The organism is Caviibacterium pharyngocola, from assembly GCF_002795405.1.
GTDB lineage: Bacteria > Pseudomonadota > Gammaproteobacteria > Enterobacterales > Pasteurellaceae > Caviibacterium > Caviibacterium pharyngocola.
On record NZ_PHGZ01000010.1, the window covers coordinates 20,542 to 44,714 of the forward strand.

Annotated in this window: 18 protein-coding genes; 9 read left to right on the forward strand and 9 right to left on the reverse strand. The window is 45.3% G+C overall.

Annotation, left to right across the window (positions count from 1 at the left end):
• Nucleotides 1–19: 19 nt before the first annotated feature.
• Nucleotides 20–772 (reverse strand): DNA-binding transcriptional repressor DeoR, encoded by a 753-nt coding sequence (deoR, locus tag CVP04_RS05025; protein WP_100296428.1) that lies wholly within the window; start codon nucleotides 770–772, stop codon nucleotides 20–22.
• A gap of 19 nt (nucleotides 773–791) precedes the next feature.
• Nucleotides 792–1,463 carry a deoxyribose-phosphate aldolase gene (deoC, locus tag CVP04_RS05030; protein ID WP_100296429.1) on the reverse strand — a complete coding sequence of 224 codons (672 nt, stop codon included), beginning with the start codon at nucleotides 1,461–1,463 and terminating at the stop codon, nucleotides 792–794.
• A gap of 167 nt (nucleotides 1,464–1,630) precedes the next feature.
• Between deoC and rbsK the strand changes: the two genes are divergently transcribed.
• The 6 genes from rbsK (at nucleotide 1,631) to rfaC (ending at nucleotide 8,014) form a co-directional block, all read left to right on the forward strand.
• Nucleotides 1,631–2,554, forward strand: a complete 924-nt coding sequence (rbsK, locus tag CVP04_RS05035; protein WP_100296430.1) for a ribokinase — start codon at nucleotides 1,631–1,633, stop codon at nucleotides 2,552–2,554.
• A 9-nt stretch (nucleotides 2,555–2,563) separates the two neighbouring features.
• Nucleotides 2,564–3,853: an L-fucose:H+ symporter permease gene (gene fucP / locus CVP04_RS05040; protein WP_100296431.1), complete on the forward strand. Its 1,290-nt coding sequence runs from the start codon at nucleotides 2,564–2,566 to the stop codon at nucleotides 3,851–3,853.
• A 9-nt stretch (nucleotides 3,854–3,862) separates the two neighbouring features.
• A complete protein-coding gene (locus CVP04_RS05045) occupies nucleotides 3,863–4,876 on the forward strand; it encodes an aldose 1-epimerase family protein (RefSeq protein WP_100296432.1) in 1,014 nt (337 codons plus the stop codon).
• Between the two features lie 112 nt (nucleotides 4,877–4,988).
• Nucleotides 4,989–5,915 carry an ADP-glyceromanno-heptose 6-epimerase gene (rfaD, locus tag CVP04_RS05050; protein ID WP_100296433.1) on the forward strand — a complete coding sequence of 309 codons (927 nt, stop codon included), beginning with the start codon at nucleotides 4,989–4,991 and terminating at the stop codon, nucleotides 5,913–5,915.
• A 78-nt stretch (nucleotides 5,916–5,993) separates the two neighbouring features.
• The gene (gene waaF / locus CVP04_RS05055; protein WP_100296434.1) at nucleotides 5,994–7,034 is read left to right on the forward strand and encodes a lipopolysaccharide heptosyltransferase II; all 1,041 of its coding nucleotides are present in this window, start codon (nucleotides 5,994–5,996) and stop codon (nucleotides 7,032–7,034) included.
• Nucleotides 7,035–7,060: 26 nt separating this feature from the next.
• A complete protein-coding gene (rfaC, locus tag CVP04_RS05060) occupies nucleotides 7,061–8,014 on the forward strand; it encodes a lipopolysaccharide heptosyltransferase RfaC (protein ID WP_100296435.1) in 954 nt (317 codons plus the stop codon).
• Between the two features lie 107 nt (nucleotides 8,015–8,121).
• Here rfaC and murQ read toward each other — a convergent pair whose 3' ends face one another.
• Entirely contained in the window at nucleotides 8,122–9,033 is a 912-nt protein-coding gene (gene murQ, locus CVP04_RS05065; RefSeq protein WP_100296454.1) for an N-acetylmuramic acid 6-phosphate etherase, read from the reverse strand.
• Nucleotides 9,034–9,045: 12 nt separating this feature from the next.
• Nucleotides 9,046–10,188, reverse strand: a complete 1,143-nt coding sequence (locus CVP04_RS05070) for an anhydro-N-acetylmuramic acid kinase (protein WP_100296436.1) — start codon at nucleotides 10,186–10,188, stop codon at nucleotides 9,046–9,048.
• A 91-nt stretch (nucleotides 10,189–10,279) separates the two neighbouring features.
• On the opposite strand from CVP04_RS05070, the gene glmU reads away from it, so the two are divergent.
• Nucleotides 10,280–11,644: a bifunctional UDP-N-acetylglucosamine diphosphorylase/glucosamine-1-phosphate N-acetyltransferase GlmU gene (gene glmU, locus CVP04_RS05075; RefSeq protein ID WP_100296437.1), complete on the forward strand. Its 1,365-nt coding sequence runs from the start codon at nucleotides 10,280–10,282 to the stop codon at nucleotides 11,642–11,644.
• A 66-nt stretch (nucleotides 11,645–11,710) separates the two neighbouring features.
• Here glmU and ppx read toward each other — a convergent pair whose 3' ends face one another.
• The 5 genes from ppx to CVP04_RS05100 all read right to left on the reverse strand — a co-directional run bounded on the left by ppx (nucleotide 11,711) and on the right by CVP04_RS05100 (nucleotide 22,218).
• A complete protein-coding gene (gene ppx, locus CVP04_RS05080) occupies nucleotides 11,711–13,255 on the reverse strand; it encodes an exopolyphosphatase (RefSeq protein WP_100296438.1) in 1,545 nt (514 codons plus the stop codon).
• A 9-nt stretch (nucleotides 13,256–13,264) separates the two neighbouring features.
• On the reverse strand, nucleotides 13,265–17,167 hold the full coding sequence (gene tamB / locus CVP04_RS05085; protein WP_100296439.1) for an autotransporter assembly complex protein TamB: 3,903 nt from the start codon (nucleotides 17,165–17,167) through the stop codon (nucleotides 13,265–13,267).
• Between the two features lie 9 nt (nucleotides 17,168–17,176).
• Complete coding sequence (gene tamA, locus CVP04_RS05090) at nucleotides 17,177–18,931, reverse strand: autotransporter assembly complex protein TamA (protein WP_100296440.1); 1,755 nt, start codon at nucleotides 18,929–18,931, stop codon at nucleotides 17,177–17,179.
• Nucleotides 18,932–19,069: 138 nt separating this feature from the next.
• Nucleotides 19,070–19,699, reverse strand: a complete 630-nt coding sequence (locus CVP04_RS05095; protein ID WP_100296441.1) for a response regulator — start codon at nucleotides 19,697–19,699, stop codon at nucleotides 19,070–19,072.
• Between the two features lie 11 nt (nucleotides 19,700–19,710).
• Nucleotides 19,711–22,218 carry a class I adenylate cyclase gene (locus tag CVP04_RS05100; protein ID WP_100296455.1) on the reverse strand — a complete coding sequence of 836 codons (2,508 nt, stop codon included), beginning with the start codon at nucleotides 22,216–22,218 and terminating at the stop codon, nucleotides 19,711–19,713.
• A gap of 225 nt (nucleotides 22,219–22,443) precedes the next feature.
• Here CVP04_RS05100 and hemC point away from each other — a divergent pair, with 225 nt between their 5' ends.
• Nucleotides 22,444–23,373 carry a hydroxymethylbilane synthase gene (gene hemC, locus CVP04_RS05105; protein ID WP_100296442.1) on the forward strand — a complete coding sequence of 310 codons (930 nt, stop codon included), beginning with the start codon at nucleotides 22,444–22,446 and terminating at the stop codon, nucleotides 23,371–23,373.
• 15 nt (nucleotides 23,374–23,388) lie between these two features.
• Nucleotides 23,389–24,135 (forward strand): uroporphyrinogen-III synthase, encoded by a 747-nt coding sequence (locus CVP04_RS05110; protein ID WP_100296443.1) that lies wholly within the window; start codon nucleotides 23,389–23,391, stop codon nucleotides 24,133–24,135.
• Nucleotides 24,136–24,173: the final 38 nt, after the last annotated feature.

Here is a 24,173-nt window from a genome sequence, read left to right on the forward strand (position 1 = left end):
AGTCGAAATAATGACAATTTTACCACCGCACTTCAACCCCACCACATTCAAACTGTGGCGGCAGCGTGTTATTTGAAATAATCATATCGAATTGCGTCAGTTCGCCGATATAAGCTTGTTGCACTTGATTCAGCTTCGAATGATCAAAAACCAAAATATTTTGCCGACTTTTTACCATTGCTTTGGCTTTAATCTTTGCCTCGTTAAAATTAAAACAAGTGACACCTTGTTTGATATCCACTCCGGCGGCAGAAATAAAAGCCTTTGTGGTGCACACGGCATCCAGTTCACTAGAAAGATGAAGCGGTGAAAAAAACGAATTGTTACGCGAATAACTCCCACCGCACAAAATCACCTCGCAATTCGGTTTATCTTGCAACACCATAAATGTATTTAACGAACAACAAAGTGCGGTGAATTTTATCGATGAATTAATCTGCGAAGCAATAAAAGGCACGGTGGAACCACAATCGAAAAACACCACATCGCCTTCCTGCACCAACTCGCTTGCCAATGAACCAATATGCATTTTCTCGGCGATATGCTTAGTTTGCTGCTCCGCAACAAAATAACGTTTATCGGTATTTTGTTGCGGATTTTTTACAATATAACCGCCCAATAACACAACGGAATCCGTATCGCCATTTAAATCCCGCCGAATCGTCATCTCGGAAACATTCAATATCTCCGCAGCATCGCGCAAATGAATTTTATCCATCTGATTTAACAGGAATGCCAACTTTTGAATGCGGGAATTAATTTTTTTATCCATAGCGATACGAACCTCGTAATTAATAATTACCGCTAGTATCCGCCAAACCGTTGATAATCGCAATCCCTGCGCTCACACCGATACGTGTCGCGCCCGCGCGAATCATCGCCAATGCCGTTTGCGTATCGCGAATCCCGCCGGAAGCTTTCACGCCAATTTCACCAACAGTCTGTTTCATCAAAGCAACATCTTCCACTGTCGCACCACCTTTATTAAATCCGGTTGACGTTTTAACAAACGCCACCTTCAACTCGCGGCAAGTTTCACAGGCTTTCACAATTTCAGCTTTACTTAGCAAGCAAGTTTCCAAAATCACTTTCAACGGAGTACCGGCACAAGCCGTCAATACCGCTTGAATATCTTCCTTCACTGCCTGCCATTTGTCAGATTTTATCCACCCCACATTAATCACCATATCAATTTCATTAGCGCCCGCTTTAATCGCCTCTTGCGCTTCAAAAGCTTTCACCGCAGATAAATTCGTCCCGAGTGGGAAACCCACCACTGTGCAGATTTTCACATCGGTATTTTTTAAAATTTCTTTTGCGAACGGAATATAACCAGAATTAATACAAACGGAAAAAAAGCGATTTTCGATTGCTTCTTGACATAATTTCGCAATATCCTGCTCTGTTTTCTCCGCTGTTAATGCAGTGTGGTCAATATATTGTGCAATTTCTTTAGCGTCCATTTTAAGCTCCTCTTTATTACAATGATAGAAATATCGTTTAATGATTTTATATCATACATTAAAAAATTTTGAAAACTGTGATCTATGTAACTTTTTTAACATTTTTATTATTATAAACTTACTTGCGAACAATTTGTTAGTTTCATAACATAAATAAGGAGAGTATTATGGATATAGCGGTTATTGGATCGAATATGGTCGATCTCATTGCATATATTGATTCTATGCCAAAAATGGGAGAAACCATTGAAGCACCGGATTTCAAAATGGGATGCGGTGGTAAAGGTGCAAACCAAGCGATAGCGGCGGCAAAATTAGGCGCATCGGTAATGATGATCACGAAAGTCGGCGATGATATTTTTGCGGACAATACTATTCGTAATTTTCAGCATTATGGCGTGAACACTGATTATGTAATGAAAGTATCAGGTGTTTCCAGCGGTGTTGCACCTATTTTTGTCGATAAATCTTCGCAGAATCGGATTTTAATTATAAAAGGCGCAAATGCCCATTTAAAACCGAGTGACATTGATAATGCAGAAGAGCGGTTAAAAAAATGTAAGTTATTTATTTTACAATTAGAAATTCCATTAGAGACTGTTTATTACGCGATTGATTTTGCCAATAAACATCAAATTCCGGTTATTTTAAATCCAGCACCGGCAAGCAGAGAACTCGATATTGATTATGCGTGCAAATGTGACTTCTTTATGCCAAATGAAACGGAATTGGAAATTCTGACCGGATTACCTGTTGAAACAATGCCGCAAATTCAAGTCGCAGCGAATACATTGCTAGCCAAAGGTCTGAAAAATCTTATTGTGACATTAGGTAATAAGGGCTCCGTCTGGCTACGTGGAAATAAAATCACTTATATTGAACCTTACAAAGTTAATGCGGTGGATACAAGTGGTGCCGGTGATGCATTCATCGGCTGCTTTGCACATTATTACATAATAACAGGCAATGTTATTGAATCAATGAAAACAGCATCATTGTTCGCAGCTTATAGCGTGACCGGACAAGGTACGCAATCTTCTTATCCGAACAAAGATGAATTTGAACAATTTAGACAGCAATTTGATAATTAAGGACATCATATGAAAAATATTCAACAAATGCCTGACGGTTATCTCAATAGAACACCGCTTTTTCAATTTATTTTATTGTCTTGTTTATTTCCGCTATGGGGGGCTGCAGCCAGTTTAAACGATATTTTAATCACTCAATTTAAGAGCGTTTTTACCTTAAGCGATTTTGCCAGTGCATTAGTACAAAGTGCGTTTTATGGAGGTTATTTTTTAATTGCGATTCCAGCATCTTTAGTCATCAAAAAAACCAGTTATAAAGTTGCCATTCTTATTGGTTTAACATTGTATATCGTCGGATGTTCAATGTTTTACCCAGCCTCGCATATGGCAACTTATACGATGTTTTTAGCTGCAATTTTCTCTATTGCTATAGGGTTAAGTTTTTTAGAGACTGCCGCCAATACATACAGTTCAATGATAGGACATAAAGATTATGCGACATTACGTCTCAATATCAGTCAAACATTTTATCCCGTCGGTGCGATTGCCGGAATTCTATTAGGTAAGTATTTAATTTTCCAAGAAGGTGCCAGCCTTAATGAACAAATGGTGGGAATGACGCCGGAACAAATTCACGATTTTAAACTGGCAATGTTAGAACATACTTTACAACCATATAAATATTTGATTTTTGTGCTTATCACCGTCACGATTTTATTTCTTCTTACTCAATTTCCAAAATGTAAAGTAGTTAATAGTGATAGTACCAAATCTGAGGTGAAAGTCACCGATACGTTAAAATACCTTGCCGGTAATAGTGCATTCAAAAAAGGAATTATCGCGCAATTTTTATATGTCGGAATGCAAGTCGCCGTTTGGTCTTTTACGATTCGTTTAGCATTAAATTTAAGTTCAATGAATGAACGAGATGCTTCCAATTTTATGATTTACAGTTTTATTGGTTTTTTCATCGGTAAATTTGTGGCTAATTTCTTAATGACGAGATTTAAATCCGACGCAGTATTAATGTGGTATTCCGTATTAGGCGTTGTTACGTTAGGTTATACCGCTTTCGTCCAAGATTTCTCCGCCGTTTATGCAGCTATTTTTGCCAGTGTATTATTCGGTCCTTGTTGGGCAACAATTTATGCTTCGGTATTAAATACCGTAAAACAGGAACATCGTGAAGTTGCCGGTGCTGTAGTTGTAATGTCTATTATCGGCGCGGCAGTCGTTCCCGCTATTCACGGCTATGTATCGGATGCATTGGGTTCATTACAATTAGCTTTCATTGTGCCACTATTTTGTTTTGCCTATGTTGGTTATTACTTCTTCGGTAAAATTAAAAATAATCAATAGGGAGGATATATGAAAAATCGTATTTATTTATATAAAGAATTATTTAGTTATGAAAAAAAGATCATTTTTCAAAATGATGAATTTAGCGCATTAACGTTTAAATATGCTTCTGGTATTGAAGCTGTAAAACTCACAAATAAAAAGGGATTTATTATTGTTTTACCGTTTTACGGGCAAATTATTTGGGATGCACAATTTAACGGTCATAATTTAAAAATGAAAAATATGTTCCGTGAACCGAAAGTCGGTAACACGATTATTGATACTTACGGTTGTTTTGCTTTCCATTCGGGTTTGATTCGTAACGGTTGTCCAAGCCCGCAAGATGATCATCCGCTACACGGTGAAATGCCTTGTGCGGTTATGGATAATGCGTGGTTAGTATTTGATGAAAAAAGTTTGGGAATCTGCAGTGAAGTCGAATATGTAAAAGGATTCGGCGATCATTACTCTGCTAAACCTCAAGTCACACTATATGCCGACAGCTCTTTGTTTGATATTCATATGCAAGTGACCAATTTGGCAAGTACTGAAATGCCGTTACAATATATGTGCCATATGAATTATTGTTACGAGCACGGTGCAACGTTCAGTCAAAATATCCCGGAAAGTGCGGTGACATTACGGCAATCTATTCCGGCACACGTTAAACCGACTGAGAAGTGGTTGGAGTTTAACGAACAAATAAAAAATGGTACATATCAATTAAATTCGCTTGAAAACGATGAAATGTATAATCCGGAAATTGTTTTCTTTATGGATAATTTACAACAATATCAATCGCAACTTGAATATCGAATGCATTCTCCACAAGGACATTGCTATTTAACCAAATTTACCTCTGATGAATTTAATTACGCGACCAGATGGATTTTATTTAATGCGGATCAGCAAGTAGGTGCTTTCGTTTTACCGGCAACTTGTCGTCCAGAAGGATATTTAAGTGCAAAAGAAAACGGTTCATTGATCTTACTATCACCTCACGAAACACGATGTTTTACAGTGACGACCGGTATTGAATAATAATGTATTTTGGTATAATCCCCTTGCAAATTTAAACAAGGGGATTTTTTGTTATCTTTCAACCTAAAATCCGTTAGAATATGTTCAATTATTTAAGTAAAAGGAACAAACTATGATCATAGTAACAGGTGGTGCGGGTTTAATCGGCAGTAATATTATCAAAGCATTAAATGAAATGGGCCATCGAGATATTTTAGTGGTGGATAACCTAAAAGACGGAACGAAATTTGTGAATTTGGTCGATTTGGATATTGCGGATTATTGTGATAAGGAAGATTTTATCGCGTCCATAATGGCGGGCAATGATTTGGGTGAGATTGATGTGGTGTTTCACCAAGGCGCTTGTTCGGCAACGACGGAATGGGACGGGAAATACATAATGCACAATAATTACGAATATTCGAAAGAATTATTGCATTATTGTTTGGATCGCGAAATTCCGTTCTTTTATGCTTCCAGCGCGGCGACTTACGGCGATAAAACCGAATTTGTGGAAGAACGCCGGTTTGAAGGTCCATTGAACGTTTACGGTTATTCTAAATTCTTATTCGACGAATATGTTCGCCAAATTCTTCCGCAAGCCACTTCACCGGTGTGCGGTTTTAAATATTTCAACGTTTACGGGCCGAGAGAGCAGCACAAAGGTTCAATGGCGAGCGTGGCGTTTCATTTAAATAATCAAATTCTGAAAGGCGAAAATCCGAAATTATTCGCCGGCAGCGAGCATTTCTTGCGTGATTTCGTGTATGTGGGCGATGTGGCGCAAGTGAATTTGTGGTGTTGGCAGCACGGTATTTCCGGCATTTATAACTGCGGTACCGGTAAGGCGGAAAGTTTTGAAGCGGTGGCGAAAGCGGTATTGGCTTACCACGGCAAAGGGCATATTGAAACGATTCCTTTTCCGGAACATTTGAAATCCCGTTATCAGGAATATACCCAAGCAGATTTAACCAAATTACGCGCCGCCGGTTATGACAAAGCATTCAAATCCGTGGCGGAAGGCGTGGCGGAATATATGGCGTGGTTAAATCGGAAATAGCGGGAAATTAAAGGTTTTATTCGATCCCAAGTGCGGTTAAAATTAGCTTAATTTAACCGCACTTTTTATTTAATAACGATGAAAATATTAATTATCGGCCCCTCTTGGGTCGGCGATATGATGATGTCGCACAGTTTATATCAAACCCTTACGCAACAATACCCCGCTTGCGCGATTGATGTATTGGCGCCGAATTGGTGCAAACCTTTACTTGCGCGAATGCCGGAAGTGCGCACGGCGATCACAATGCCTATCGGGCACGGCGCGTTTGATTTAAAAGGTCGCTATGCCATTGGAAAATCTTTGCGAGATCAATATGATATGGCGATTGTTCTGCCAAACTCGTTAAAATCTGCGTTAATTCCGTTGTTTGCCCACATTCCGCGACGACGCGGTTGGAAAGGCGAAAGCCGTTATTTTTTATTGAACGATTTACGCAGCAATAAAAAAGATTATCCGATGATGGTGCAACGTTATGTCGCGTTAGGTTATGAAAAAAGTGCGGTGCCGAATGCGCAAGATTTAGCAATTCCGACGCCTTATTTAACAGTGACGCCGCAAGCGGTGGCGAACACCTTGAAAACATTCGAAAAACAAACCGCACTTTGCGAAAATCGTCCGGCGATCGGCTTTTGTCCCGGCGCGGAATTCGGGCCGGCGAAGCGTTGGCCGCATTATCATTACGCCGCTTTAGCCGAAACTTTGATCGCACAGGGTTATGCCGTGCGTTTGTTCGGTTCGGCGAAAGATCACGAAGTCGGCGAGCAAATTCGTAACGCATTACCGCAGCCATTACAGCGCTATTGTGTTAATTTGGCGGGACAAACCGAGCTGAATCAAGCGGTGGATTTAATTAGCGATTGCGCGGCGGTGGTGAGTAATGACAGCGGATTAATGCACATTGCCGCGGCGCTGAATCGTCCCTTGGTGGCGTTATACGGCCCGACCAGCCCGCAATATACGCCGCCGTTATCCGATAAAGCGGTGATTATTCGCTTAATCGAAGGCGGATTGATTAAAGTGCGCAAAGGCACGGACAGCGCGGAAGGTTACCACCAAAGTTTGATTGATATTAAACCGGAAATCGTCCTCGAAAAATTGCAAGGTTTGCTCGCATAACTGTTTCAACCATAAGGGAAATTCGGATGAAAATTTTGTTGGTTAAAACATCCTCAATGGGCGATCTCATTCACAGCTTGCCCGCCTTAACGGACGCCCAAAATGCAATTCCCGATTTACAAGTGGACTGGGTGGCGGAAGAAAATTTTGCCGAAATTCCGCGCTGGCATTCGGCGGTGAATCAAGTCATTCCCATTGCGGTGCGACGCTGGCGCAAACAGCTATTTTCCGCAAAAACTTGGCGCGAATGGCAAAATTATCGTGAAATATTACAACAAAATCAATACGATGTGATCATCGATGCACAAGGGCTAATCAAAAGTGCCTTGCTCGCCACACGGTTAGCTAAGGGCAAAAAATACGGTTATGATAAGCATTGCGCGCGCGAACCGCTCGCCGCCTATTTTTACGACCAAACTTTCTTCATTGATTATCAACAGCACGCCGTTGAACGAATCCGCCGATTATTTGCGCAAAGTTTAGGTTATCCGCTACCGCAAACTCAAGGCGATTACCACATTGCCGAGCATTTTGCCGCACCTTCATCCGCTTCGCGACACATCCTATTTATTCACGCCACCACCCGTGCGGATAAACATTGGCTGGATGATCAATGGAAAATTTTGGCGCAAAAACTCAGCGCGCGAGGTTATTCCGTCCGCCTGCCTTGGGCGAACGCGCAGGAAAAACAACGGGCGGAATATATTGCGCAAGGCATTGAAAGTGCGGTGGTTTTGCCGAGACTTTCGCTGACCGAATTAGCACAAGAAATTGCCCAAGCACAGGCGGTAGTTTCCGTAGATACCGGCTTAGCGCATTTAACCGCCGCATTGGATCGCCCGAATATCACCCTCTACGGCCCGACGGATCCGCAATTAATCGGCACTTACGGTAAACATCAGTATTATGTGAAAAAAGACGAAATGCGCTTGATTCGCGCCGACGAGGTGTTTGCGCAATTTTGTGAAACCGTTGAATAGGGTTACAACACGGACGCACCTAGTGCGTCCAAAACATAGAGTAACGAAGACGCTCAACTTGATTTCACCTAACTGATTGCTACCTCAAATCACCACCAAATAAGCATTCACGACAAAACCCGTCGCAACGAACCTTGATTTTTATGCAATAAATCCACCGCACTTTGTCGATCGCAGCCGGCTAAGATCATTAATATGGCGACTTTGGCGTGGTTATCGGCAAGTTTTAAGGTTTCTTGCGCCGTTTCGCGCGAGCAGTCGGTGGCTTGCATTACGATTCGCACGGCGCGCGCCACTAGTTTTTCATTGCTTGCTTGAACGTCAACCATTAAGTTTTGGTAGCATTTTCCCATTAACACCATTGACGCGGTGGTCAATAAATTCAGCACTAATTTTTGCGCCGTGCCGGATTTTAAGCGGCTGGAGCCGGTCAATACTTCGGCGCCGACGATGGTTTCGATGGCGATTTGTGCGGTTTGTGCCATTGCCGACTGCGGGTTACTGACCAACGCAACGGTTGTCGCGCCCAGTTCGTTGGCATAATTTAATGCACCGAGCACATAGGGCGTACGCCCGCTAGCGGCGATGCCTACCAATACGTCTTTTGCCGAAAAATCAATATGTTGCAAATCTTCTTTGCCGGCGGCGGCATTATCTTCCGCGCCTTCCACCGGATGCCGTAACGCGCGTTCTCCGCCGGCGATAATGCCTTTCACCATTTCGCCCGACACACCGAAAGTCGGCGGGCATTCGGAGGCATCCAACACGCCTAAGCGCCCGCTGGTTCCTGCGCCGATATAAACCAATCGCCCGCCTTGACGAAATGCGGCGACGATTTTTTCCACCACCTGCGCGATTTGTGGCAAACAACGTTCCACCGCGTAAGGCACTTGTTTGTCCTCATCGTTCATCAAACGCAGGATTTCTAAGGCGGACAAGCCGTCCAAGTTCATTGACGCGGGATTGCGCTGCTCGGTAATCAGCTGCGCTAAGGTATTAAGTAAATTTTTTTCTGTCATCATTGTTCTTCGTTACATATCAAAAACCGATTCGCCGGAGGCTTTCGGATAAATCACGCCCAAAACCACCGCACTTTTTGCGCCGGTGACGCTCGGCAAATTAGACGGCAGGTTTTGAACACGGCAATACGCTAGCCACGCAAACGCCGCTGCTTCGACATAATCTTCGTCTAAACCGAACTCGCCGGTGCTGGAAACCGTCCAATGCGGCAATAATTGACGAAAACGCGACATCAAAAAGGCATTTTTCGCCCCGCCGCCGCACACTAACAACAAGCGTGGCAAGGCGCAATCCTCCTCCAGCGCGCGTAATTGTAAAACGGTGCTTAGCGCGGTAAATTCCGCCAATGTTGCTTGCACGTCTTGGGCGGAAAGTGCGGTATGTTTTGCTAACTTTTTATCCAGCCACGCCAAATTAAATAATTCGCGTCCGGTGCTTTTCGGCGGCGCTTGGGTTAAATAAGGTTCCGCCAATAATTCTGCTAATAATTCGGAATTCACTTGTCCGCTTTGCGCCCATTCGCCGTTTTTATCATAACTTTGTCCGCGATGTTTTTCGATCCAGCTATCCATTAACGCATTGCCGACACCGGTGTCATAGCCGATAACGGGACGATTCGAGATCAACACGGAAATATTACTGATACCGCCGATATTCAACACCACGGTAAGGCGCTCGGCGCAGGCAAAAAGCCCTTGATGAAACGCCGGCACCAAGGGCGCGCCCTGCCCGCCGTATGCCATATCTTTACGACGAAAGTCGCCGATAACGGTAATGCCGGTTTTCGCCGCTACCAAATTCATATCGCCGAGCTGCATTGTGAAAGGAAAACGTCCTTGCGGCGAATGCCACACAGTTTGCCCGTGGCAACCGACGGCTCGCACCTCCTCCGGCGCGATATTGTGTTTACGCAAAAACGCATTAATGCAATCGGCATATAGCAAGCCGAGTTGATGATCCAATTCACCGAGTTGTTGCAAATCGGTTTGTCCGTCGCGTAAAAGTGCGGTCAATTTTTCGCGCAAATCTGCGGGAAAGGGCGTAACGTCCGCCGCAATTAATGTTGCCGGCGACGCGGAAAAATCCATTAATGCCACATCCACGCCGTCCAAACTGGTGCCCGACATTACGCCGATATAATAATTTCGTTGCATTGTTACTCTATTTGATCCTTTTCCTTCCGAGGCGTTCTATTATAAAATAACAACAATTTTTACCCTATCATTTTATTGAAAGAGATTTTCTATGAGCAAATTAAGCGTTGTGATCCTTGCTGCCGGCAAGGGAACCCGAATGTATTCCGATTTACCGAAAGTGTTGCATCCTATCGCCGGCAAACCGATGGTGAAACACGTTATTGATACCGCGAAAACCTTAAATGCGCAAAATATTCATTTGATTTACGGTCACGGCGGTGATTTGATTCAAGCCCGTTTACAGGACGAGCCGGTGAATTGGGTGCTGCAAGCGGAGCAATTAGGCACGGGACACGCAATGCAACAAGCCGCGCCGTATTTTCAAGACGATGAAAATATTCTAATGCTCTACGGCGACGCGCCGCTAATCAGCGCGGAAACCTTGCGCAAATTGATTGCTGCCAAACCGGAAAAGGGCATTGCACTGCTCACCGTCGAATTAGAAAATCCGACCGGATACGGACGAATCATTCGCGAGAACGGCAATGTGGTGGCGATTGTCGAACAAAAAGACGCCAATCCGGCACAACTTGCCATTACCGAAGTCAACACCGGCGTGATGGTGTCCGACGGCGCGAGTTTCAAAAAATGGCTTGCCCGTTTAGACAATAATAATGCGCAAGGCGAATATTATATGACTGATGTGATCGGTTTAGCCAACCAAGACGGCTTTAACGTGGTTGCCGTGCAAGCCAATGACATTATGGAAGTGGAAGGCGCCAATAATCGCCTACAACTTGCCGCTTTAGAGCGTTATTACCAACGCAAACAAGCGAATGCCTTATTGCTTGCCGGCGTTACTTTGATCGATCCGGAACGTTTCGATTTACGCGGTGAATTAACCCACGGTAAAGACGTGGAAATTGATGTTAATGTGGTGCTTGAAGGCAAGGTGACATTAGGTAATCGCGTGAAAATCGGTGCCGGTTGCGTGTTGAAAAATTGTGTTATCGGCGATGATGTGGAAATTAAACCTTATTCCGTGTTCGAAGATGCGACTGTCGGCGAACAAGCGCAAATCGGCCCGTTCTCCCGCCTCCGTCCGGGCGCGCAATTAGCCGCGCAAACACACGTCGGTAACTTCGTCGAAATCAAAAAATCCGTGGTGGGTAAAGGTTCGAAAGTCAACCATTTAACCTATGTGGGCGACGCGGAAATCGGTGCGGATTGTAATATCGGCGCCGGTGTGATCACCTGCAACTATGACGGCGCGAATAAATTCAAAACCCAGATCGGTAATAATGTATTCGTCGGTTCCGACGTGCAATTAGTCGCACCGCTTAAAGTTGCCGATAACGCGACGATCGGCGCCGGTTCAACCATCACCAAAGACGTAAATGAAGGCGAATTGGTTATCACCCGCGTGCCGCAACGTCATATCGCCGGCTGGCAGCGCCCGACAAAAAAGAAATAACCGCATAAATAAAAGCCTCCCAATCGGGAGGTTTTTATTTAACCTGTAAAATTTCTGTCGTGTCCGCTAAAATGTTAAATCCAAATTCAACCCTTGCAATAAATACCGCTCCGCCAGCAGTTCGTTTTTCACCAACGGGTTATGCGACAAATATTCCGGTGCAAATTCCAACTGCCAACTCACGGAAGTGCGGTCGGTTTTAAGCAAGATTTTATCGGTTAATTCCGTAGCTTGGCGCGATTTGTTCAACATCACGGCTAGGCGTAATAAACGCACCAAGGTTAACACGTCGGATTCCGTATAACGGGCGAATTTCGCCAAATCGCCCGATTTAAACGAATTAATTTGATAACGCACCAAGGTCGCCAACAAGCGTTGTTGCTCTTTGTCAAAGCCCGGTAGTTCGATATTTTGCAAAATATAGGCGGAATGTTTTTGTAAACCGCGATGATTGATCACGATGCCGACTTCGTGCAAACGCGCCGCCCAGAATAAAATATCTTTCATTTCGTCGGCATATTTCGCGTTTTCCCAATGTTCGATTTGTCGGCATAATAATTGCGCGCTGTGAAAAACTCGCTCGGATTGTGCGGTATCCAAATTAAACTGCTCCGCCAAGCCTAGCGCAGTACGTTGACGAATATCCGTCACCTGAAAATTTTTCTCCAACCCGTACATCACGCCTTCGCGCAGCGCGCCGTCGGAATAACGCATTTCTTTAATGGAAAAATTCTCAAAGACGGCGCTTAAAATCGCCAACCCCGGCACAAACACATCCGTGCGATCTTCGTTCAGCCCCGCCAAACGCAAGTTATCGAAGTGATCCGCGCGCAACACGATCTCAGTGAGTTCGTTTAAGCGCTGCGGCGTAATAATTCCGTTCGGATCCGTATTCGCCGAAATCACTTGATAAACGGTTTTAATCGTGCCCGATGATCCCAGCACGGATTGCCAACCCAATTTATTGAATTCAAAGGCTAAATCATCAATTTTATTAAGCGCGTTTTGTTTTGCGCGTTGAAAATTTTCCGGCGAAATCTTACCTTGCGGAAAAAATTTCTTCGCGAAACTCACGCAACCCATATGCCGGCTTTCCGCCGCCAAAGGAATAAAACCGTCGCCGATGATCATTTCCGTCGAACCGCCGCCGATATCCACCACCAATTTACGTCCGGTTTCCGGCTGCGTGTGCGACACGCCGGCATAAATGGTTTTGGCTTCCGTTTGCCCGCTGATGATATTAATCGGATACGGAAAAACCTGTTGCGCCTGACGTAAAAATTCGGCGTTATTCACCGCACGGCGCAAGGTGTAAGTGCCGACGACATTAACGTTTTCCGGATTAAATCCCTGCAAACGCTCGGCAAACAGCGCCAAACAATTCACGCCGCGCGTAATGGCTTCTTGGCTGAGCACATTATTTTCGTCCAAGCCCTCCGCCAACTGCACTTTTTGTTTTAAGCGCGATAACACTTGAATCGATCCGTTAATAATCCGCGCCACAATCATATGAAAACTGTTCGAGCCGAGATCAATGGCGGCGATTTCCCGCACTTCGCCGCGCTGGTGGGCGAACGCGGTGGCTGTTGCAATTAAATTCTCGTTGTTCATAATAACGACCTAAAATTCAAAGTGATAAAGAAGATCAAAGGCTTGATTTACGCCGGAAACCGATTGCAAATACAACTGCGGTAATAATTTATAACGTAAAGTAAATTCTGCCAAGCCGTCAAATAATCCGACCCCGTATTTCACTTGCAAACGCGGCGTAATATTGCCGCTTACCACAACTTTGGAGCTGTCGCCGACGCCTTGTGTGCCCAAGTTCAAATCCTGAATACCGAAGGCTTCGCCGATACCGCCGACCACTTTACCGCTTTTTGCCAAGCCCATTCCTAATAACGCCGCGCCGATAGAACCGCCGGAACCCGCCTCGCCGCTGTTTTCCAACGAACGACCGGTTAATAAATAAGACAATGCCTGATCTTGCGGCATCGCCGGCTCGGCAAAAACGGTTACTTCCGGACTGTCGGCAAGTCCCACCACTTTCACGCCGGCGACGATATTACTGTCCTCCATTGCGGTCGGGTTGCGAATTGCGGTGATATTCAACATCGGTTGCGAAGGCAAGCCGGAAAAACTGATGATTCCTTGGCGAATCAACAAATCTTGCCCGAAGGACGCATAACGTCCGTTTTGCAAATTGATTTGTCCGTATAATCCCAATTTACCTTTGTCTTGTTTTACCGATAATAACCCGTCCAAATCGGTTTTCAAACCGTAAGCGTTCAGATTCACATCATCGCCGATTTTAATTTTTAAATCGGAACGAATTTCCATCCCGCTTTTGGTTTTCGCCGCCATTTGGGTGTTCAAGCGCTTTTCTTTGGTTTTATTCGGCCCGTCGAGGATCACTTCGTCCTCACTCACCGCCACCGCGCTGTCCGGCAAACTTTCGATTTCCACTCTCGCCCAAGGAATTTCAATCATTCCGGATAATTCCAACAATTTCGGATTCGCCTTCATTTCAATGTTCGGGCTGATTTTTAATTTCGCCATTGACGGAATATTGACCTTAAATTGATCAGCTTTCGCCCGCACTTGCGTGTTCCAACTGTTGAGATCCTTCCAGCTCGCTTCACCGTCCACATCCAAACGGCTATCAGGGGTTTGAATATGCCCTTGCAGCGTGGAGCGATTACCGTGGAAATTTAAGGCGATATTGCCGCCGTTAATATCAAACGGCAAGGATTTCATCACGGCGGTTAAATTCGCCGCGTTAAAGGCGCCGTGCAATAAAGGTGCGGTTAAATTTCCGCCGAATTTTAAATCCGCCGTGACATCGCCGTTGACTTTCTCGCCGTCGGATAACAACTGATTCGCCAAATTCAAATTAAGGTTCCGAATCGTCAAGCCGCCGCTTAAACTGCGCGCATTCGCCACATCTTGTAATTTCAAATCCGTGCCGATTTTGCCTTGGTTTTGTATCTCGATATCGGATTTCAAGGTTAAATTATTATTTTGTAAATCGGCGTTAACGTTCAATTTCGGCACGGCTAATTTGAAGGTGCGATAATCGATTTTGTGCGCAAGCGCCAAATTATCGCCGTCGATTTGTAACGCCAACTGCACCGGTTTATCGGTAAACCAAGCCACGTTTCCTTTACTGTGCAACTGTCCGGTAAGCAATTCCTGTTCAATCAGTTTATTCACTAATGCCAAATCTAACTTCTTGAGTTCAAAAGGAATTTCACCGTTTTTTCCGGCGTTAAAAGCTTTCGGGAAACACAAATCAATATCCGTGTTGCGCCAACAATGGGATGAAACGTTCGCGGATATTTTTTGATTATCGTAAATCACATTAATGTTTTGATCGGTTTTCCAATCGCCCACCGGCGAGCGAATCCCGATGTCGCTTAACGCGCCTTTCCAAATCTGCGAAGTGCGGTCGAAATTTCCGCTTAAATTTAAATTCGCCGCCACGGGATCGCCCGTTGAAACCAGCTGTAAACGATGATTTTTTTCGTCTCCCGATGCGGATAATTTCGCCTGATTAATTTTGATATCGTTATAACTCAAGCCGTCCAGATCAATTTCCGCATTACCTTGAATCAGTTTTTCCGAGGTGATTTTGCCTTTCAACGCAAGATGATTCAGCTGTAAGGCTTGGAAACGAATTTGTCGTCCGAGCAAATCCACATCCACATTCGGCGCGGTAATATTGCCTTTTAAGTGCGCAGTTCCTTTCAAAGAAGCGGATAAATCAGGCAATAAACCTTTTAAATCCGGTGCGTTAATGTCCAGATTTAAATCGGATTGTTTACCGACTTCGCCTTGCACGGCGATTTTATTTTCCGCGTAATTGAGTAACAAATTCGGCGTGGAGAAAAGTTTTTCCGGCGTCGAACCGAGCGTCCCTTTCAAGTGAAGCGGACGACCGGATAAGGTGCCGTTAACATCCAACTGCGGCACGTTCACCGCCCAATTTTGTCCTTGCACCGAGCCGTCCGATTGAATTTTACCGGATAACACCGCCGGCATTGTCGGCAGATATTCCGCAAAATTAACGTTGGAAAAATCCACCGCACTTTGCCATTTTACGCCGTCTTTCCAATCCGCCTCGCCTTGCAACGCCAGCGTACCTTTAAGCGCATCGAGCTGCAATTTTTCAATCGACAGATTGGATAAACCGCCTTTCGCCGCGGTTTCAATACGCGTTTTCGGCGCGCCCATTCCGCCGATTTCCGAATTTAAGCGTAATTGATAATCTAACAAATTGCCTTGCAAACTGAGATTCAATCCTTTGACGCTTAAAGGATCTTGTGCGTTTTTATCAAAAGGATATTGAAAATTCGGACTGAGGATATTCAAACTCAGCGGCGTTTTTTCTTCGTTCAATGCGATTTCGCCGGTTACCGTCAAATCCGCCGCACCGCCGGTTTTCAGTGAAAGTGCGGTCTGTTTTCGCAATGCGCCGGATAAGCTTAAATCCGCCTGGCTCGCCGGCAACAAAATTTGTTTGCCGTCGGTTTGCGCTTTGAGATCCGCGTTTAGTTTGAAATCAAGCGGGAAATCATCGTTCAGTTGCAGCTGCCCTTGTCCGTTAATATTACCGAGCGAGCTTTCCACGCGTAAGGTTTGCAGTCGAACATCATAACCGGTGGCATCCGCCTGTAATTGTAACGAAGGAATTTCAATTTTTTGCTCGGTTTCGCCGTCGATTTTGCGGTATTGCCAATCCTTCCCTTGAATATCCTTAACGTGCAAATCAAACGGCAATTCGATTGTCGTTAACGCGCCCAATAACGGCGGGGTGAGATCTTGTTCCAACTTCGCCCAATCAATCGGTGCGCTCGGTTCGGCGGGTTTCGCCGCTTTTTCTTTTTCGGCGACCACCGTCGTTTGCACGGAAACGCCGTCAATCAAGGTCGGTTCAAGGGTCAAACCCGTGTCATTATTTAAACTTAACGCGGTTTGGAAAGCGTTTAAGCCGATATGATGATTATCCAAGGTTAAGTTTAAATCCGACAGACTGACGTTGTTAACTTCCACGGCAACCGGCAAATGAATTTTTTGCAGCGGCGTATTGTCTTTCGGTTTTTCTTCCGACGGCGGCAGCTGCGCAGTATCGATTTGAATCTGCGGACGTTGCACGCTTAAATCCTGCAAACAAATTTTCGCGCGCCATAAACAGCCGAGATCCAACTGCAAGCGTGCTTGTTCGATTTGCGTATCGACGCCGGGCGATTGAAAACGCAAGTTCTTCAGCAACAAGCCGTTTTGCAAACCGCCTTCCACTTGTTCAATGGAGAGATTGTCCATAAATTTGTCGGTGAGGCGGATGAGTTCCCGCTGTCCCGCATCCGTCGCTAAAGCGCCGAGCAAGCCGAAAACCGGCAAAAAAACCACCGCACTTAGCCCGCACAATACCCGCCGACAAGTTTTCTTTTTCGATGCTTTCGCGCTGGTCTCGGTTTCATTTGTTGCGGGTGAGTGATTTTGCACGCCTTGTTGTTCCGTCATAATTACACCTTATAATTCCGAGCCTAAACCGATATAAAACTGAATGTTTTTACTGTCGTCTTTGTCGCGCACCGGCGTAGCGATGTCCAACTTAATTGCGCCCACCGGCGATGCCCAGCGCACGCCGATACCTGCGCCGTAGCGTAATTCGTTGACGCTGAACGAATTTGCCGCTAAGCCGACATCGGCAAAGGTGGCGAGCCACCAGTCTTCATACACTTGATATTGATATTCCAAGGTGCCGGCGGCTAAACGCGAGGCGCCGATTAATTTGCCGTCGCTATTTTTCGGTGAGATTTTTTTATAGCCGTAACCACGCACGCTGCGATCACCGCCGGCGAAGAAACGAAGTGCGGGCGGAATTCGGTCTAAGTCTTTCGTCATCAACCAACCGAGTTCCGCACGAGTGAGAAAACGATGATTGTCGGCAAAGGTGCGAATCCACGCGGTAGAGGCTTGAATTTTAAAGAAATTTACATCCGACATCCACGCATTATGACCCAAATCCACAGTTAACCGCTGCGAATCGCCCCACGTTGGGAAAATGCCACCTTCCAAACGCGTTCGGCTGAGGGACGCGGTCGGATACACTAACAATGTGGTATCGGATACATCCGCTTGGGTGAAGGAATCGTAACGCACGCGCAAGCCCAACGAATGTTGCCAGCCGGTCGGGCGATTCCAATAACGCAACGCGGCGAAAGTTGCCGCCGTAGTTTGGGTGTCGTTGTCATCCTCGCGTTCGAAACCGCTGGAAAATTCGTAATAATATTTCAACGGATTTTTCAGCAATGGCATTTTATACACTGCTTCAATGGTTTGTTTCGGCGAAGAAAGGTATAAATTGGTGCGGAAACTATGCCCGCGGCTGTTGATCCAAGGTTTCGTCCAGCCGAATTGAAAACGCGATCCCACATCGGAAGAATAGCCGATACCGACGTCCATCGCATTTTTCTTTCTCGGATACAATAACACGTCCACATCCACGACTTTTTGTTCTTCGTTTAAACTCGGTTGCAACAACACGGAGCTAAACCAGTTAGATGAGGTGTAATCGTTGGTGAGCGCGGATAATTCGTTGATTAAATAAGGATCACCTTCTTTAATTGCCATAATATTGCGCAAATAATCTTCGCGGATTTGACTGTGTTCAAAGGTGAATTTGCCGAAACGATAACGATCTTTACTATTAAAAATAATTTTCCACCAAGCTTGATAGGTAGAAGGCATTACTTCCAAGCGGGATTGTTCGAATTCCGCGTCGAAATAACCGCGCGCTAAGGCGAGTTTTTGTAGATTGCTTTTATAATCTTCATACACGGAGTGATATAACATATCGCCTTTTTTCGGCAATTTTTTATTTAAGGCGAGAAAGGCTTCGTCCCTTTCAGCTTGACCGAGCAAGGTGACATCCGCGCTTTCGATTAAGGTTTGCTTGCCGGCGTTCACATTGGCGATTAATACCGGTTTGTTGTTGCCGCTTGCCGGTTGTAAGGAAAATTCGGTAACGACGCTGTAATAGCCGTACACGCGCAAAGCTTTTTCAATGGCTTCTTTGACTAATTGACGATAACGTTCCGAGCCGTCCGCTTCTTCTTTTTCGATTAAACCGGTATAAATTTCCACGTTTTCAATGGCTTTCACACCTTTTACGCCGGTCACTTTCAAATCGACCGTATGTTCCGCAAATGCGGGAAACGCGGCAAAACAGCACAATCCGCAAAGCGCCGAAACGGCGGAATGATAATAATGAGATAATTTCATAACGTCCCCTAAAAAAATTGTTTCTAGTTTACTTTTAAGGTGTCGGGTTAGCAATGCAAAGTGCGGTATGTTTTACGATAATTTACATAAAAAAGAAAAGTAAAACGGCCGGCAAAAACCGACCGTAGAAAAACGCGCTTAAGCGCTTTTATGTTGGAAATACAATACGGTGGCGGCAACGCGGGAATGCACGTTTAATTTGCGCAGTAAATTGCGAATATGCACTTTCACCGTTTCTTCCGAAATAAATAGCTGCGCGGCGATTTGTTTGTTGGATAAACCGGTAGCGATCAGGCGTAGCACGTCGGTTTCGCGATCGGTTAACGAATAAATCGGATCTTGTTCCGGACGGCGTTCTAAAATCAGATCTTTGATCGAATCGCTCAATACTACTTCGCCTTGCGCAATGCGCTTGATTTGCGCCAATAAGATATCGGGTTCGGTGTCTTTCAATAAATAACCGTCTGCGCCGGCGTCGATTAAGGTGAAAATATCGTTTTTCGCGTCGGAAACGGTTAGGATCACAATACGCGCGTCCACATTTTCCGCGCGCAAGGCTTTTAGCGTATCCAAACCGGACAAGCCTTTCATATTTAAATCTAAAATGATCAAATCCGGCGAATGAGTTAACGCCAAATTAATGCCTTCGGTGCCGCTTCCCGCGCCGCCGACCACATCGAAGCCTTCTTCCAATTCAAGCAGTTGTTTGATCCCGCGACGCATTAGCGGGTGATCGTCGATAATAATCACTTTCATTTTTTCTGACATATTTCCCCCAATTATGTTAACGCCGAACGGCTGTGAAAGGGTACGATCTTCACGCCGTCGCCGTTCGGTAATAATTGATAAAATTGCGGATAATTAAAATTACGTTGGACGATTTTATACGGATTATCGTTTCCGTCCAATCCCGCAGACTGATAAATGTGATTTATCTCGCGGATTTTTTGTTCTTTTTCGCCTTCACAATGACGATAAATCTCGATTCGGTTCGCTTCGTCCAAAATATAAACGTTAAAGGATTTGTTCGGATTATCCTCAAAAAAGAACTGTAAAAAGCCTTCGCTGGCAAAAGCGTCGATTTCATAAGGATATTGTTTCCGATTCGCCAACACCGCCGCTTCTTTTTCTTCGATGGCGTTTTGCAATTCCGTGTCGAATTCGTCGTTATTTAAAATCGACGTGTTATGAATTTCTTGCAAGCTGATACCGCGTTCTTCAAAAAAGAATTGCCAGTTTTTACCCGCCACGCGCAATAAATTATTTTGCGGCGCGTCGCGCGCACCGATTTGAATACCGATACATTTTTGAATAAGTGCGGTCACAATATTGCGCAAAGTATTTTGATAATAACGGCTGTAACAGAAAACATTCACCGATTTCGGCGGTGCCGAACCGCGATAAATTTTGTTCGACAGCACTTTCAACGCCAATAAAATCGCATTCGGGCCTTCAAAATGCAGGGTGCGAATTTCGTTCCAAAGATTGCGGTAAGTTAAATCGATACTGCCGACCAAACTTTCTTCCGCCGGCCCGAAGCTGAACAAATCGCTCGGCACGATGGTCGATTTGTTTTGTAGCAAATGCTGGGTCGGATCCGACGTGAGATTCACCGCCACTACCAAATTGCGGATTTCACAATTATGGGTTAATTCTTCATTGCCGACCGCCGGCACGTTGACGGATAAAGAAAGGCGCAAATCCGTAACGAAACGGCGTAATGTCTCCTGACTGACGTTCGGACTGGAAATATGCAAACCGGTACTCGGCGTCAATAAGCGGTTAAAATACGCCCACGACACCAGTTTATTCAAATGCTCGCCGTATTCGATATAACGCGTATCGGCAAACCCCTGAATATCCGGCGTTTGATTGACCACATACCAGCCGTCTTTAAACAGCTTGTTGTTGCGCACTTCAATAAAGGTTAAATTTTTCTCGGATAAATCGGCGGAAATCATTCTGTTGAGCAAGGTGATCTTGCCGGGTAATTCTTCAAACGCGGTATAAATTTTTCGAGTTAAAATGCTGAGATCTTGCGGCATTATGCTGGAATTTACCCGATATTTGCGAGCAAATTGCACCAAATGTCGATAGCTGAACATCAAGAATTTGATCAAATTATTATGGCTTTCTTTTACCCGTTTGATTTTCCACGCGGCGCGACCGTTCAATTCGGCGACCAATTCCTGCGACCAACCCCATTCGCGTACCAATTTTTGCAAAGATTGAAAACGTCGATTTTTTTCACCGCAGTTCGGATAATATTCGTTGGCTTTGATATAAAAACAGCGACGCAAAAAGTCCAGCCGTTTAAATTCTTTTAGTTGAATCAAATAACGCGTCGCCCGTTCCAACATCGTTAAATAAGGATCGAAATGATGCTGCGTATCGCCGGCAAGCAACGCACGCTTAAATTCTTGCGCGATCAAAAAGGTTTTCGGGTAATCGTGCGAATAGGTTTCCAACAACAAAATTTTTAATACGGATTTATAAGGCGCGTCGATTCCTTTATATAATTGCCATAAACTCGCACCGAAATATTCGTTGGCGGAAAACGCGCCGAGCCCGCCGAAATCCACCCAATCCTCGCGGCGAATAATATTTTCGCGCACCAAGCGTTCCGTTTCGCGCTCGTAATCTTGCTCGTTTTCCACCGCCAAATGCAGCCACAATAAAGGCTTGCCCGCCAATCGCACGGCGGAACGGTAAAATTCGTCCAACAGCAACATATTTTGCGCCGATCCGCAATTATCCGCGGTGAGCGGCTCGCTATAACGAAAACAGCGGAAACGTTGTTCGTCCATTAAATACAGATTAATTTCCACATTCTGTTGAAGCGCCCATTGTTGTAGCAGCTCGAATTTTTGCGCCAGCAAATTGCGCTGCGCGCGATCTAAATCGGGCTGATGACACACCCAAATATCCAGATCCGAACTCGGCGTTTGACTGAGCGAGGCAATACTGCCCATTATATACACGCCTAAAATCAGCGCCGAAGTGCGGTGAGAAATACTTGCGTTTTTTCTCTTAAAGCGCGCAAATTCTTCCTTACCGAGCAGCTCGGCAAGATACCGAGTTTGATCGTCGGACAAGGTAAAATCGGCGATGCCTTGCGGAGCGTTTTCCACATAGCCCGGCAAGTGCGGATGATTGAGGTGTAGCAAGGGCGCGATCACTTGAAAAACCAAGCGAAACGATTCGGACGTGCCGTCAAGCGCGCGTTCGATACGCAGCTTATCAAGACGTTCGACTTGTTCTTTTGCGCGATTCAGATCGTAATTCAACTTATATCCGGAATAGATTGGAAGGGTAATAAACCACTGATAATAATTAACGATATATCGCCGCCACGGAAACCTTCCGCCGTACAATAATCACTCCGCATAACTTAGGGTCAATACTCTACCATTTGCCCTAAATTAAAGCAAAAAATTTAAATGGAAACTGACATTTTCCGACAACAATGATAGGATAAGGGCTATTATTGATATAAAGCGATCGGATTTATGATGATGACCAATCTGTTAAAAATTGCCACCCGCCAAAGCCCGCTTGCCTTGTGGCAAGCCGATTACGTTAAAGATCGACTACAGGCGTTATATCCCGATTTGCGCGTCGAATTAGTCCCGATGGTCACGAAAGGCGACGTAATTTTAGACACGCCGCTTGCTAAAATCGGCGGCAAAGGTTTGTTTGTCAAAGAATTGGAACACGCATTACTAAACGGCGACGCCGATATTGCCGTACATTCGATGAAAGACGTGCCGATGCAATTTCCGGCAGGTTTAGGCTTGAGCGTCATTTGCCAACGCGAAGATCCGCGCGACGCTTTCGTGTCGAATTCTTACCGCACTTTGGCGGAATTGCCGCAAGGCGCGGTTGTCGGCACTTCCAGTTTGCGTCGCCAATGTCAGCTTAAAACGCTACATCCCGATTTGGATATTCGCTCTTTGCGCGGCAATGTGGGTACGCGTTTAAGTAAATTGGATAACGGCGACTACGACGCGATTATCCTCGCTTCCGCCGGTTTAATTCGCTTAGGTCTGCGCGAACGGATCGCTTCGTTTATCGATACGCAAATTTCCCTTCCCGCCGCCGGACAAGGCGCCGTAGGGATCGAATGTCGTATCGACGATCAACGCGTACAAGATTTATTAGCCCCGCTTGCCGATCAAGAAACCACTTATTGCGTCTTGGCGGAGCGAGCGATGAATAACCGCTTACAAGGCGGTTGCCAAGTGCCTATCGGCGGCTATGCCGTGATTCAAGACGGCGAATTATATCTGCGCGCGCTGGTCGGTGCGTTAGACGGCAGTCGAATTATCCGCGCCGAAGGAAAAAGTGCGGTGGAAAATGCCGAAAAATTAGGCGAACAAATTGCGCAACAACTTTTAGCGCAAGGCGCCGATGTGATTTTAAACGCGGTTTATCAAGAATAAACGGAGAGCCTCACAATGGCAGTTCTCATCACCCGCCCGGACGAACGCGGCAAACAATTAGTCGAAATGCTTCACAAAGCGGGCATTCCGGCGATTCATTTACCGTTATTTTCTATCGAAAGCGGCAGCGAACTCAACGACTTGCCGAATAAGCTCAATCAGTTAAAAAACGGCGATTATGTATTCGCCGTGTCAAAAAACGCGGTGGATTACGCGGCGCAAACATTGCGCAACGCCGGCTTCCACTGGCGCAATGATTTACATTACTTTACGGTCGGAATGCGAACCGCCGAATATTTTTCCAGTCAAACCGAACAGGTCGTTTATTATCCTTGCGTTTCGGAAAACAGCGAAGGCTTGCTGGATTTACCCGCAATGCAAACATTAAACGACAAACAAATTCTGATTTTGCGCGGCAACGGCGGACGCGAACTATTCTCGGAACAAGCGGAAAAACGCGGAGCGACGATTGACACCGCGGAATGTTACCGACGCGTGCCCATCGCCTATAATAATGTCGAACAAACCAGTATTTGCAAACGTGCCGGCGTGCAAACCGTGGTCGCGACCAGTATGGAAATTTTGTTGTATCTTATGGATTTTGTGCCGGAAAACGAACATAATTGGTTAAAAAGTTGCCGCCTGATTACGGTCAGTCGTCGCATTGCGCGATTCGCCGTAAAATCCGGTTGGACGAATGTGGTCGTCTCGCCGCGAGCGGATAATCAATCGTTATTACAAACTTTATTGCAATCCCATTGAATTGCATTTAATTCTCAATAATCGTGAAGGAATACATT

Excerpts from the sequence above, each read along its gene's own strand:
- CVP04_RS05045 (WP_100296432.1), top strand. The coding sequence starts at position 3,863 with ATGAAAAATCGTATTTATTTATATAAAGAATTATTTAGTTATGAAAAA.
- rfaC (WP_100296435.1), top strand. The coding sequence starts at position 7,061 with ATGAAAATTTTGTTGGTTAAAACATCCTCAATGGGCGATCTCATTCAC.
- CVP04_RS05110 (WP_100296443.1), top strand. The coding sequence starts at position 23,389 with ATGGCAGTTCTCATCACCCGCCCGGACGAACGCGGCAAACAATTAGTC.
- CVP04_RS05070 (WP_100296436.1), bottom strand. The coding sequence starts at position 10,188 with ATGCAACGAAATTATTATATCGGCGTAATGTCGGGCACCAGTTTGGAC.
- fucP (WP_100296431.1), top strand. The coding sequence starts at position 2,564 with ATGAAAAATATTCAACAAATGCCTGACGGTTATCTCAATAGAACACCG.
- tamB (WP_100296439.1), bottom strand. The coding sequence starts at position 17,167 with ATGACGGAACAACAAGGCGTGCAAAATCACTCACCCGCAACAAATGAA.
- hemC (WP_100296442.1), top strand. The coding sequence starts at position 22,444 with ATGATGACCAATCTGTTAAAAATTGCCACCCGCCAAAGCCCGCTTGCC.
- rfaD (WP_100296433.1), top strand. The coding sequence starts at position 4,989 with ATGATCATAGTAACAGGTGGTGCGGGTTTAATCGGCAGTAATATTATC.
- glmU (WP_100296437.1), top strand. The coding sequence starts at position 10,280 with ATGAGCAAATTAAGCGTTGTGATCCTTGCTGCCGGCAAGGGAACCCGA.
- murQ (WP_100296454.1), bottom strand. The coding sequence starts at position 9,033 with ATGACAGAAAAAAATTTACTTAATACCTTAGCGCAGCTGATTACCGAG.
- deoC (WP_100296429.1), bottom strand. The coding sequence starts at position 1,463 with ATGGACGCTAAAGAAATTGCACAATATATTGACCACACTGCATTAACA.
- ppx (WP_100296438.1), bottom strand. The coding sequence starts at position 13,255 with ATGAACAACGAGAATTTAATTGCAACAGCCACCGCGTTCGCCCACCAG.
- deoR (WP_100296428.1), bottom strand. The coding sequence starts at position 772 with ATGGATAAAAAAATTAATTCCCGCATTCAAAAGTTGGCATTCCTGTTA.
- waaF (WP_100296434.1), top strand. The coding sequence starts at position 5,994 with ATGAAAATATTAATTATCGGCCCCTCTTGGGTCGGCGATATGATGATG.
- tamA (WP_100296440.1), bottom strand. The coding sequence starts at position 18,931 with ATGAAATTATCTCATTATTATCATTCCGCCGTTTCGGCGCTTTGCGGA.
- CVP04_RS05095 (WP_100296441.1), bottom strand. The coding sequence starts at position 19,699 with ATGTCAGAAAAAATGAAAGTGATTATTATCGACGATCACCCGCTAATG.
- rbsK (WP_100296430.1), top strand. The coding sequence starts at position 1,631 with ATGGATATAGCGGTTATTGGATCGAATATGGTCGATCTCATTGCATAT.